At 31.6% G+C, this 12997-nt stretch carries 12 protein-coding genes; 8 read left to right on the top strand and 4 right to left on the bottom strand.

Going from position 1 to position 12997, the window contains the following annotated elements; all coding sequences use genetic code 11:
- From ABD715_RS08360 to ABD715_RS08335, 6 genes are all read left to right on the top strand, one after another.
- Window positions 1-381: a TraR/DksA family transcriptional regulator gene (locus ABD715_RS08360; RefSeq protein WP_344787706.1), complete on the top strand. Its 381-nt coding sequence runs from the start codon at window positions 1-3 to the stop codon at window positions 379-381.
- Between the two features lie 105 nt (window positions 382-486).
- Window positions 487-1107, top strand: coding sequence for a lipoprotein signal peptidase (locus ABD715_RS08355; RefSeq protein WP_344787705.1), 621 nt, complete (start codon window positions 487-489; stop codon window positions 1105-1107).
- 95 nt (window positions 1108-1202) lie between these two features.
- Window positions 1203-3092, top strand: a complete 1890-nt coding sequence (locus tag ABD715_RS08350; RefSeq protein ID WP_344787704.1) for a hypothetical protein — start codon at window positions 1203-1205, stop codon at window positions 3090-3092.
- 145 nt (window positions 3093-3237) lie between these two features.
- On the top strand, window positions 3238-4011 hold the full coding sequence (locus ABD715_RS08345) for a hypothetical protein (RefSeq protein ID WP_344787703.1): 774 nt from the start codon (window positions 3238-3240) through the stop codon (window positions 4009-4011).
- Between the two features lie 219 nt (window positions 4012-4230).
- Window positions 4231-5154: a PD-(D/E)XK nuclease family protein gene (locus tag ABD715_RS08340; protein ID WP_344787702.1), complete on the top strand. Its 924-nt coding sequence runs from the start codon at window positions 4231-4233 to the stop codon at window positions 5152-5154.
- A gap of 127 nt (window positions 5155-5281) precedes the next feature.
- Window positions 5282-5806, top strand: a complete 525-nt coding sequence (locus ABD715_RS08335; RefSeq protein WP_344787701.1) for a hypothetical protein — start codon at window positions 5282-5284, stop codon at window positions 5804-5806.
- On the opposite strand, the gene ABD715_RS08330 is transcribed toward ABD715_RS08335, so the two are convergent.
- The 4 genes from ABD715_RS08330 to ABD715_RS08315 are packed head-to-tail and all read right to left on the bottom strand — an operon-like array spanning window position 5803 to window position 8644.
- Window positions 5803-6366: a 5-formyltetrahydrofolate cyclo-ligase gene (locus tag ABD715_RS08330; protein ID WP_344787700.1), complete on the bottom strand. Its 564-nt coding sequence runs from the start codon at window positions 6364-6366 to the stop codon at window positions 5803-5805. The genes ABD715_RS08335 and ABD715_RS08330 overlap by 4 nt on opposite strands.
- Window positions 6366-7346, bottom strand: coding sequence for a succinylglutamate desuccinylase/aspartoacylase family protein (locus ABD715_RS08325; protein WP_344787699.1), 981 nt, complete (start codon window positions 7344-7346; stop codon window positions 6366-6368). The genes ABD715_RS08330 and ABD715_RS08325 overlap by 1 nt, the downstream gene beginning before the upstream one ends.
- On the bottom strand, window positions 7347-8222 hold the full coding sequence (gene rimK, locus ABD715_RS08320; RefSeq protein ID WP_344787698.1) for a 30S ribosomal protein S6--L-glutamate ligase: 876 nt from the start codon (window positions 8220-8222) through the stop codon (window positions 7347-7349).
- Window positions 8219-8644 carry an ATP-dependent zinc protease family protein gene (locus ABD715_RS08315; protein WP_344787697.1) on the bottom strand — a complete coding sequence of 142 codons (426 nt, stop codon included), beginning with the start codon at window positions 8642-8644 and terminating at the stop codon, window positions 8219-8221. The genes rimK and ABD715_RS08315 overlap by 4 nt, the downstream gene beginning before the upstream one ends.
- Before the next feature lie 132 nt (window positions 8645-8776).
- Here ABD715_RS08315 and uvrC point away from each other — a divergent pair, with 132 nt between their 5' ends.
- Together uvrC and ABD715_RS08305 are read left to right on the top strand one after the other, a co-directional pair.
- Window positions 8777-10573, top strand: coding sequence for an excinuclease ABC subunit UvrC (uvrC, locus tag ABD715_RS08310; protein WP_344787696.1), 1797 nt, complete (start codon window positions 8777-8779; stop codon window positions 10571-10573).
- A 48-nt stretch (window positions 10574-10621) separates the two neighbouring features.
- Window positions 10622-12856, top strand: a complete 2235-nt coding sequence (locus ABD715_RS08305; protein WP_344787695.1) for a patatin-like phospholipase family protein — start codon at window positions 10622-10624, stop codon at window positions 12854-12856.
- Window positions 12857-12997: the final 141 nt, after the last annotated feature.

Below are 12997 nucleotides of genomic sequence, written 5' to 3'. Positions count from 1 at the left end.
ATGGCAGGAGAAACAAACGTAAGATATTCTGATGCTGATTTAGCAGAATTTAAAACGCTAATTCTAGAAAAAATAGAAAAAGCAAAGCACGATTTAGAACTTATTAAAAGTGCGTATATGAACGATTATAATAATGGTACAGAAGATACATCGCCAACGTTTAAAGCGTTTGACGAAGGTAGTGCTGTTATGAGTAAAGAATCTAATTCGCAATTAGCTATTAGGCAAGAAAAGTTTATTCGAGATTTAAAAAATGCTTTAATTAGAATAGAGAATAAAAGTTATGGTGTTTGCCGTGTAACAGGTAAATTAATTAACAAAAAACGTTTGGAGTTGGTGCCACATGCCACTTTAAGTATCGAAGCAAAAAACATGCAGTAAGCTGCGTTAAATTATATTAAAAACGTCTCGCTATTTAAGTCGAGACGTTTTTATTTAAAACCTATTGTTGTTGCTAGAAAAAGCAATAACTTATCTATTTATAGAATGTCTTTAAAAAAATCGATCTTACTTATTATTGTTATTTTATTAATCGATCAGGTTAGTAAAATATATGTAAAAACGCATTTTGTACTTCACGAAAATATAGAAGTGTTCTCGTGGTTTAAAATATATTTTATAGAGAACGATGGCATGGCTTGGGGAACAAAAATTAGCGATTTTGCTTCTTTTATATCTGACCGAACAGCAAAAGTAGCCTTAACTTTGTTTAGAGTAGTAGCTATATTTGGTATAGCTTATTGGTTAGTAGATTCTATACGTAAAAAAAGCTCGGTTGTTTTAATATTGGCTATAGCATTAATATTTGCAGGAGCTTTGGGAAATATTATAGATTCTGTTTTTTATGGTGTAATATTTAACGATAGCAATGGGCAATTAGCAAGTTTTTTACCTAGTGAAGGAGGTTACGACTCTTTACTTCATGGTAAAGTGGTAGACATGCTATACTTTCCCTTGTATAAAGGCTATTTGCCAGAATGGTTTCCTGTTATGGGTGGAGAATTTTTTACTTTTTTCGAGCCTGTTTTTAACGTAGCAGATATGGCTATTAGTTCTGGCTTTATATTACTTATTGTATTTAATAAAAAAGCGTTTCCTAAAAAGTAAAACTTTTAGCAAACTACTTATTAGTAGGTATTTTCTACCTCAATTGTATTAACTATCTTTAGTTTTTATTTAATTACTCTTTAATACGTTAATTAATGAACTCTAAACGGTTTCTCATTGTTGCATGTTTCTTATTGCATGTAACTTTTATAAATGCTCAAAATACTTACGATATTGTTTTTCCTGGAAGCGATAGAGATGTAAAATGCCAACAATGTCTTCAAATATTTAGGCAAACTCCAAAAGAGGTTCAATTTTCTATAAAAAGAGAGCGAGATAATCTTTATTTTGAAACCAATGATAAGAAATGGTTTAATATACTTTTTGCCAACACAGGCGATGGTTTGGCAGTAGATATTGTTTTAAAAGATAGATATGCTTGCGATGTAGAAACGGTAGACCGTACCCAAATACGAGGCTATTTATTAAAACCCTTGTATGCTCAAAAACTTAGAAGTGGTTTAAAACCAAACGGAGATAATTTATATAGAGTACATGTTGGTAGGGTGCCAGAAGGTTTTATTAACGACGAGCTAGAGTATAATATTTTATTTTTAAGTAATAAAAATTTGTGCCAGTATTATACCATTTACGATTTAGAATCGTACCCGTGGGACCTGCTCGATATGGGTATGTATTTAGATACTTTAACTTATAGTCCTAAAGAGGTAAAGTCTTCTTCGTTTAAAGAAGGTTTTGTAATGAGAAATAAAACGTTAAAATTTAAAATACCTTTCGAAAAAAATAAATCAAACTATTCGCAAGAAGATATAAAACCTATTTACGATTCACTACGATTAACAGATTTTAATATTAAAGCCATAAACATTAAAGCGTATTCGTCTGTAGAAGGTAGAGAGGCTAGAAATATAGAATTGCAAGAACTTCGTGCCAATAGTATTGTGGCAGCATTACAGGCGTTTCAAAAGCCAACCATTAAAACCGAGGTAACATCGTCAGAGAATTGGGTCGAGTTTTTAAACGATATAAAAGGTACCAAGTACGAAGGTTTGTCGAGTTTGTCTAAAAGCGAAGTAAAATCGCGAATAGTAGGCTCGTTTTCTGCTCAATTAGAGCCCATTTTAAAAAACCACAGAAAGGCAGTTTTAGAGCTAGAATTAGAAAGAAAAGATAAGTATAAGCAAGATTCTGCAAATGTTTTGCTTACCAAGTTTAACCAGGCTATTGCAACATCCAAAATAGAAGAAGCCAGAGAAATTCAAAATTCAATTTTCGAAAAACTTAAAAGCAAAGAGACTCCGCCTTCTATTTTACGAAAAATGAACATACCAAAACAAGCTAAGTTTGCTAAAATATTTAATAAAAACTCGGCGTACAGGTATATGCTTAATGTTAGGCAAGCCATGATAGTTTATAACGAACTATTGGAGCTTGAAAAGTTAGTACCTAAAGACGCAGAAGTTAAGTATAATATTGTTGCAGTAAAATTAAAGTTATGGCGCTTTAAAGCAATAGAGGTAGACGAAATTAAGCTTAAAAACCAAATAAGTGTATTGCGTAACTACGGTATAGATGGTTCGCTTATATCTAGAATGATGGTGAATTATCATATTATAAAAGTAGAAAATTTAATGCGTGCTAGAGATTATATAAACAAAGATAAATCTGTTGCATATATTAATAATAACTATAAAAAGTTTACCCTTTCTAATTACGATTATTTGAGCTTGGCGCAGTTTTTTAGCTATTATGCCGATACCGATTTGTCTGTAGCCTTGCTAGAAGATAAAGCTAGAAGCATAGATATAGACGAGAATTTATTGTTTTACTATCTAAATTTAACCATGGTAAATATAAACTTAACCAACGATTTAAATTACAGAACCATAATGCTTAATGCTATTAATATGAATAAAACACGTTTTTGTAAACTGTTTAATGCTATAGAAAATGGAGGCGTAACCTTTCAGTTATTAGAAGACGATTTTTTACGTACCACGTATTGCGAAAACTGTAATAATTAACCAAAAGCAAACAACACTTATAAGTATAAAAGTGATATAATTTTAGTTTATAGATTAGTTATTCGCATTAATTAAAAGTTTAAAATTTTTATGGCATGTAGGATAATTTTATAGTTGTATGTATGTTAGCTGCAAGCACGAAAAAATGAAACTGAACGAAATAAGAAATAAAAAGACAGGAGAAGTTTTAACTAAAGTTCAGCAAGAAGATTTTGAATACAAAAACCCAATTGAACATTATCAAGGAGAGATTATAATCAATCGAATGCTTAATTATGGTATTTCACCTGATGTTATAAACAGTAATGAAGAATTATCTGATGAGAATGTTAAATTATTTAATAAGGCTGTAAAATTTTGGATTAAATATAAAGAAACATTTGAAAACACTAATATTCCAAATAAATTAATTGACCTTTTACAAGCCAAAAAAAAGGCCATTCAAGAAGATTTATTAAGAGGAATGGTGTTAACTCCAAAAATAGTAACTGCATTTATATTCAAAGCATCTGAAAAACACGGATACACTTTAAGCCAATACACTTCAGAGTTTAATCAAAAAAACATTGACCTATCAAAAATGCCATATGCTTACAGAGTAAAGGATAATGGACAACTTCAAGTTTTCGGCGAAACGGAACTCTCAGATGGACAACTAAAACAAGCATTAGAACATAGAAGTGTGAAAATTGCTCAATTTTTAGACAAAGGAAATGATTGGCATTGCTTCTTTATAACATTTGACAGTATAGGTGGGCGCGAAACTTGGCTTGGAAAGAAACAACCTCATTATCATTATATATCGAATTACTTTGGGGTAAAACGAGAAAAGGTTGTCGAACAATTAAAATCAAGAAAATACAAATTAGGTAATTTACCTCATATAAAATTAATCGAATATGGCAAACAACCCGAATAAAGCCAGCAGGTAACACTGTATAAAAAACATAGGGCGTTTGTGTTAAACCGAAAGTTCTGTGCATATTAATAAAGTCCGCTAAATATAAAATTTGGCGTTTATAGTAAAAAAGATAAAATCAAAATATTTATATTTAGCTAAGTGTTAAACCCGAAAGTCAGTGCTTATCAACTGCCCTACTTTCCATATACTAACCGTAGCCAATTTGAGAAACGAAATATGGAACAAACCATTTTACCAGTTGAATCAATTCAAGAAAGAGATGTTGATTTAATTCTACTTGAAGAATTATCGACAGACAATTCATTTTGCGAATGGTTTATAAGAGAACTTAACTTTCCGAATTTGACTTCCGTAAATGGAGCTTGGAGAAGTATTTCGGCTTTCGGACTTGGAGAAACTGATGTTTTATTTTCATACAACTCAGGTGATAAAAAAATATTTGTCCTTATAGAAAATAAATTAGACGCTACATTCCAAAATGAACAATTCAATCGTTATCTAAAACGAGCAGACGAATATTTAACGAAAAAGGAATGCGACAACGCTTTTACAATATTAATAGCACCAAAACTTTATTGCGAAAACCAAAGTGACTTCGAAAATTATTTGACTTATGAAATAATTGCCGAAAGACTTGAATTTGTTGGAAGCAAAAGAAATTTATTTAAGAGTAATTTATTACAAATCGCAACTGAAAAATTAAGACGAGGTTATCAACCTATAAACTCTGTGCCTGTTCAAAATTTTTGGCATTCATATTGGCAATTTAAGGAAAAAAATTATCCAAACTTGATAATGAAAAAACCTGATATTGTTCCACACAATAGCGATTGGCCAATGCTTTATGACGACAGATTAAAAAACATAATTTTTTATCACAAACTTGGACAAGGAAATACAGATGCAACTTTTAAAGGTTTTCCCGAAGAAGTTGAGTTTAAAATAAAAGAGCTACTTCCTAAATGGGCGAAATTTGAAAAACATAGTAAAAGTTTCTCAATTAGAGTTTTTTCAGGAAAAATTGACCGAACAAAGGATTTTAACAAGCAATTAGAAAATATAGAAAAAGGATTAAAAAATCTTGAACGGACAAAAAATTGGATAATCGAAAATAAAAATTGGCTACAACAATGGCTATAAGTAATTGCTTGTTCTCGTCTACTTACGAAAATCCTCGCGGATTTTCTTGGTCTGTAATTATTTACTAAATTAGTTGCTTAACCGCGCAACTAATCACCCACAAAAATCACACTTCATCAAAAAAAACATGAAAAAAGATCTAATACTAATTTTTTTAATTTTGTCTATAATTAGTATGTCTTGCGGGCAAAAATCAAATAATAAGCAAAAGGAAATAACCCTTGATACGCTACAACATACTCACGAATTAAAAAATAAAGCAAATAAAATTGATAAAAAGGTGATTAATGAAATAGAGGATACTAACTCAGATATTTCAAATTACATTTGCTACACTAACAATAATAATAAATCTAAGAAAATTTGGATTGGCTTTAACAATTCGAATAAGGCTATGAAAATTAAATACAATGGACAGTCTGAATCTATACCATTAAAATTTGTTAGAAATGAATACATTGAAGGTGGAACCCAACCTACAATTATTGATTATTACAACGAAATTTACAATGGCGAAATAAATGGGCATTATAAATTAACTAAATCAGGAAATTGGTACTATGTCTTATACACAAGAGGGAAAGATAATAAAGAATTCAATTTTACTGTCGACCATACTATGGGTGTTCTCTCTTCTAAACCTTGCTTTTAAAACGTGTAAACTTGCTTGGGTGTTACGCAATAATCTAGTGCAATATCACCATCAAAAATATCTGTAATTTCGGTTTCGGCTTCAAAAAAAGAAAGTCCAATTTTAATAGTTTCTGGTTTGCATTTTGTTAAAAACCGATCGTAAAATCCCTTGCCATAGCCTACTCGGTTTCCTTTGGTGTCAAAAGCTAATAAGGGAATAAAAACAACATCAACTTTGTTGTTTAAAATTTCTATACCATCAACAGGTTCTGGTATGTTATACCTGTTTTTTTTAATAACCGTGCCATCTGTTAATAAAAAATGAGTCATTTCTCCGGTTTTAAAATCACTTTTAGATATTAAAATGTTTTTGTCTTTGCCCGATAAAATATTTAAAAGGTAGTCGGTATTAATTTCTTTTTGTTCTTCTATGGATAAAAATGTATGATAAAAAGTATGTTGCCAAACATCGAGTTTTAAAGCTTGATTGGCAATCGCTAAGCTTAAATCTTCAATGGTGTTTATAGATAGCTTGTTACGAAGTGTTTTGTATTTTTTTCGTAATTCAACTTTTGTCATTATCTTAATTGTTTAAGCGTTGTAGAAATATGAAAAAGAGCATCGCCTTGATAAACAATTGGCGCTTCGTTTACATTAATAATATATCCAGCATGCGAGGCTTTTACAAAGTAATTAAATTTGCCATAAGGGTCTGTAATATTACCTAAAATGTCGTGTTTTTGCACATAAGAGCCTACGGGAGCAACAGCTTTAAACATGCCAGAATATTTGGCGCGTCTCCATTTGCTATCGTCAATAAAAATACATGGTTTTTTAGGGTGCGATACTTTAAAATTTGTGCTAAGCATACCTAAATGTTTTAAAATACGTTTAGAGCCATTTACACCAGCGTTTGTAACGTTGTCGTCTATATGAAAAGATTTTCCACCTTCAAAAAGTAGTAAAGGTTTGCCTAATTTATAGCAAGTAGTTCTAAAAGATTTTGGTAGGTTTTTAGAGTATAAAACAAACGGAGCTCCAAATACTTTTGCTAAATCGTTTAGCGCTTTACTGTCTTTAGAGTATCTAAGTTGCGGAGCATTAAATCTGCCTGCGCCACCAGTATGGAAATCGATAACCATATCGACATGCGGTATAACATCGCAGGTTAATTTATGAGCTACTCGTCCTGCTAGCGAGCCAATGGCACTACCAGGAAATACTCGGTTTAAATCTCTACCATCTGGAAATTCGCGTTTTAAATTTATAAATCCAAAAACATTAATAACAGGCATACAAATAATGGTGCCACACTTTGGTTTATTTATGCCTTTAGATATTATTTGACGTACAATTTCTACACCGTTAACCTCGTCGCCATGTATACCAGCAGTAAATAATACTGTTGGTCCTGGTCTTTTAGATCGTTCTATAATTAAAGGTACATTTACAGGTGTAGATGTGTGCAAATTGGCAACATCAAAGTTAACCTCTTTGCTTTCGCCGGGTAATATTTGTTCGCCTAAAAGGGTTAAAATATTATTTTTTATTTCGGGCATTTATTTTGTGTTTTTTTCAATATAGATAATAATATTTTTGGCAATATTGCGTCCAGTTGCAGCCTCAATACCTTCTAAGCCAGGAGTAGAGTTTACTTCGAGTAATAAAGGCCCTCGGGCAGACTGTAGCATATCGACACCACAAACAGGTAGTTTAAGTGCTTGTGCAGCATTCATGGCTACTTTTAGCTCTTCGTGACTAAGTTTTACAATTTTTGCAGATCCGCCACGGTGTAAATTAGAGCGAAACTCGCCCTCTTTACCTTGGCGTTTCATGGCGCCAACCACTTGGCCATCTACAACAAGGGCTCTTAAATCTGCGCCTTTAGCTTCAGAGATGTATTCTTGAACCAAAGCTCGGGCCTCTAAACCATTAAAGGCTTCTAAAACAGATTCTGCAGCATTTTTAGTTTCTGCTAAAACAACACCTAAACCTTGTGTGCCTTCTAGTAGTTTAATAATAACAGGCGTACCACCAACGTGAGCAATTACTTTTTCTACATCGCGCGAGTAGTTTGTAAAAACCGTTTTTGGCATACCTATTCCTGCTCTAGAAAGGCGTTGAGAACTGCGCAGTTTGTCTCTAGATCTTATAATAGAATCGGATGTTGCAGTGGTAAAAACACCCATCATTTCAAATTGGCGAACTACTGCACAGCCATAAAAAGTAACAGAGGTGCCTATTCTAGGTATTATAGCGTCTACGTAATTTAAATAACGGTCTTTATAGAAAATTGTAGGTTTCTCTTTTTCTATAATTAGATCGCATTTTAAAGGATCTATTACTTCAATTTTATGACCGCGTTTTTCTCCTTCTTCAACTAATCGTTCTGTAGAGTATAATTGAGGGTTTCTAGATAGAATTACTATATTCATTTTGTTTTTGTTTTAAAAGAAACGTTTTCTAAATCTACATCAACCATAAATTTTAGTTTTAAAAACTGTCTTCCAATTAATACTGGAAATTTCATATCGCTTCTGGTGCTTAAAGTTAAGTTAATCTTATAAGTTTTTTCAAAAAATACAACTTCAGATTTTACTTTGTATCTATTTTCTTTATATCCGTTACTGCTTTTAACGTTGGTGCGCCAAAATGTATCGAAGATAATCTCTGTTTTTCCAAAATTTTTATGATCATCACTATTAAAAATACATTTTAGCTGGTTGCCTTCTTCTATAATCTTAGAACAATGAATGGCAGATGTATATGCTCCCGTGTCAATTTTTACATCAATATTAAATAATCCAAGTTTTGGGAAGTCAACAATATCGGTGCGTCCAATAATTTTTTTGCTCATTTTAAACTTTTTTAAAAAGTGGCGCAATGTATACAATTAATTGTTTATAAAAATAGAATAATAATAAAGTTTAATGCATTTATAATAACACTATTTTTCTGCTAAAAGTTAAAAATAATTACCTTTACGTTAATGAAAGTGCCTACTATAGATATACAGATAAAAACCTTACCTAATTCGCCTGGCGTATATCAATATTTTGATGCAGAAGGTACTATTATATACGTAGGTAAAGCTAAGAATTTAAAAAAACGGGTAAGTTCGTATTTTACTAAAAATCACGATAATGGTAAAACGCGTGTGCTTGTAAAAAAAATAGCGCGTATAAAACATATAGTTGTAGAGACCGAAACCGATGCTTTATTGCTAGAAAATAACCTTATAAAAAAACATAAGCCACGGTATAATGTTTTATTAAAGGACGATAAATCTTACCCTTGGATTTGTATAAAAAAAGAACGTTTTCCTAGGGTGTTTTCTACACGTCGTGTTTTTAAAGATGGGAGCGAATATTTTGGCCCTTACACAAGTGGGAAAACGGTGCATACTTTGTTAGATTTAATTAAAGGTTTGTACAATTTGCGTAATTGCAATTTTAACCTATCTGAAGAAAAAATAAATGCGGGTAAATATAAAGTATGTTTAGAATACCATTTAGGTAATTGCAAAGGTGCTTGCGAAGGTTTAGAAACTGAGGCAGAATATAACGAAAATATTAAAGCTATAAAAGAAATTTTAAAAGGAAATTTTAAAGATTCTTTATCTCAGTTTAAAGTACAAATGAAAGAGCTTGCTGCAGACATGCGTTTTGAAGAAGCTCAAAAAATAAAGGAGAAAATTGAAGTTTTAGAAAATTACCAGTCGCGTTCTACCATAGTAAATCCTAAGATTAGTAATGTAGATGTGTTTTCTATAATGAGTGATGAAGGTTATGGCTATATTAATTTTTTACAACTATCTTACGGTTCTATTATTAGGTCGCATACCTTAGAAATTAAGAAAAAACTAGACGAAACCGATAAAGAATTATTGGAGTTGGCTATAACCGAAATAAGACAGCGATTTAACTCAAACTCTAAAGAAATTTATGTGCCTTTTAAAGTCGATTTGGGAGAGCAGTTAAAAGTAACCGTGCCAAAGTTAGGCGATAAAAAACATATTTTAGATTTGTCTCTTAGAAATGCCAAGTATTTTAGAATGGAACGCTTTAAGCAGATTAAAATAGTAGATCCAGATAGGCATGTAAATAGAATTATGGCACAGATGAAGGTTGATTTACGCCTGTCTGAAGAGCCACGACATATTGAGTGTTTCGATAACTCGAATATTCAAGGTACACACCCTGTAGCAGCTTGTGTAGTATTTAAAAACGGTAAACCTAGTAAAAAAGATTATCGACATTTTAATATAAAAACGGTTGAAGGTCCAGACGATTTTGCATCTATGGAAGAGGTTGTTTACAGGCGTTACAAACGCTTGTTAGACGAAAATCAACCTTTACCGCAGCTTATAATTATTGATGGCGGAAAAGGGCAATTATCATCAGCTTTAAAAAGCTTGGATGCTTTGGGTTTAAGAGGTACTATTGCTATTATAGGTATTGCAAAGCGTTTGGAAGAGTTGTTTTACCCAGACGACCCCATTCCTTTATATTTAGATAAAAAGAGCGAAACTTTAAAAATTACTCAACAATTACGTAACGAAGCACACCGTTTTGGTATAGAACATCATAGAAATAAAAGAAGTAAAACAGCGTTAAATACAGAGTTAGAAACTATTCCGGGTATTGGCGAAAAAACAGTTGTAGAATTATTAAGGCATTTTAAGTCTGCTAAACGAGTTGCAAATGCCAAGGTTGATGAGTTGGAAGATGTAGTTGGCGTATCGAGAGCCAATAAGGTTTATAATTTTTATAATGAGAAACAGTAGCTAATGCATAATATTAATAAGTTTTAAAAAAGATAAATAGCATATAGTTTGAATAAAAAACTAATCATATTAACCTTATTTTTTTTCGCAATATATTCTGCGAAAGCGCAAAAAAGTAAGCAAGAAACTCAGCCTAAAATAGGTTTGGTTTTAAGTGGTGGTGGCGCAAAAGGATTGGCGCATATTGGTGCGCTAAAAATAATAGATAGTTTAGGTGTAAAGGTAGATTATGTTGCTGGTACAAGTATGGGGGCAATTATTGGTAGTTTATATTCTGCAGGTTATTCTGGAAATCAAATAGACTCTATTTTTAGAAAAGTAGATTTTGATAAAATTATAAACGACGATACACCTAGAGCTGCTAAAGTGTTTTACGAGCGTAGCAATTCAGAAAAATATGCTATAACCTTGCCTTATAACAATTTTAAAATTAAGCTGCCTTCTGCGCTTTCAAGAGGACAAAATACGTTTGGTTTATTATCTCGATTAACACTGCATGTTTGCGATGTAGACGAGTTTAATAAATTACCTATTCCATTTTTTTGCATAGCCACAAATGTAGAAACAGGTAAAGCTGTAGTGCTAGAAAAAGGGAGTTTAACACAGTCTGTAATGGCCAGTGCAGCGCTGCCAACACTGTTTCAGCCGGTTACTATTGGTAATAAGGTTTTAATAGATGGTGGTGTGGTAAACAATTATCCAATAGACGAGTTAAGAGCAAAGGGTATGGATGTTATTATTGGAGTAGATGTACAAGACGGATTGTTAAAACGTGATGCTTTAGTATCTGCGCCAGATGTGCTACTTCAAATAAATAATTTTAGGTCTATAAAAGCAATGGAATCTAAGGTTAAAAAAACCAATGTTTATATTAAGCCAGATATTGTTGGGTATTCTGTTGTTTCTTTTGATGAGGGTTCTAATATTATTAAGCAAGGCGAGCGCGCAGCTAGGCTTAAAATAAACGACTTAAAAAATTTAGTTGGTAGTGCGCCAAAACCTAAAGTAATTTTTAAACCACAAGATAGTATTATTATTAATTCTTCTAAAATAAGAGGAATTACCAACTATACCAGATCTTATGTTTTAGGTAAGTTAAAGATAAAATCGAACGAAAAAATTAGTTACGAAAACTTTACAAAAGGGGTTAATAATTTAATAGCTACTAATAATTTTGATTCATTTCAGTATCAATTTATAAAAACGCAAAAAGAGGACGAGTACAATTTAATAGCAGATGTACGAGAAACAAAAACCAATACCTTTATAAAAGCGAGTATTCATTATGACGATTTATATAAAAGTGCTGTATTGGTTAATTTAACTAAAAAAAGATTGCTTTTTGATAATGATGTCGCATCGTTAGATTTTATTTTAGGAGATAACGTGCGTTATAATTTTGAATATTTAATAGATAAGGGGTTTTATTGGAGTATTGGTTTTAAGTCTCGATTTAATACGTTTAATAAAAATATAAGCGCACAGTTATTATTAAACGATGATGAGATTGAAGGTACAGGTTTAAATAAAATTGATGCAGATGTGCAAGATCAAACCAACCAACTTTATGTGCAAACATTGATTAAAAAAGATTTTGCATTAAGTTTAGGAGGAGAGCATAAACGTTTAGAGTTAAAATCTGAAACAATAACTATTAACAATGACGAGACAGAAGATTTTGTTTTCGAAAAAACAGATTACTTTAGCATATTTGCACAATTAAAACTAGATACTTACGATAATAAGTATTTTCCAACAAAGGGTGTTTATTTTAATGGCGATGTGCATACATATTTGTTTGCATCGGCGTTTAATGACGATTTCGAAAATTTTTCTATAGCTAAAGCAGACTTAGGTTATGCCTTTAGTATTTCAAATAAAATAGCTTTGAATTTTGAAACTAATGGAGGTTTTAAAATGGGAGACAAATCTACCCAAACCCTAGATTTTGCTTTAGGTGGTTATGGTAATAATTTAATAAATAATTTTACTCCTTTTATTGGGTACGATTTTTTATCTCTTACCGGTAATAGTTTTGTTAAAGCATCGGTAAAGGCAGATTACGAGATTTTAAAAAACAACCATATTATTCTTGAAGCTAACTGGGCTAATGTTGGCGAAGATATTTTTGAAAATGGCGAGTGGTTTACCTTACCAGATTATAGAGGCTACGGTTTGGGTTACGCTTTAGATACTTTCGTAGGACCAATAGAAGTAAAGTATAGCTACTCTCCAGAAGAAGGTCAGAGCGTTTGGTTTTTTAATTTAGGCTTTTGGTTTTAATGTTTTTTTAGAATATTCTAAAAAAATTCCGATATTTGTTGTTATATGACACCTATTTGGCAAGACTTATTATCATTTCTTCATTTTCTCATCAAGAGAAACCCAGAATAAGTCTGCTTTGTTGTATCTTTAGATACATTG

The sequence above is a fragment of the Postechiella marina genome, from assembly GCF_039538365.1.
In the GTDB taxonomy this organism is placed as follows: Bacteria; Bacteroidota; Bacteroidia; order Flavobacteriales; family Flavobacteriaceae; genus Postechiella; species Postechiella marina.
Note: the sequence above shows the minus strand (reverse complement) of the source record. Positions and strands in the feature narration are given on the sequence as shown.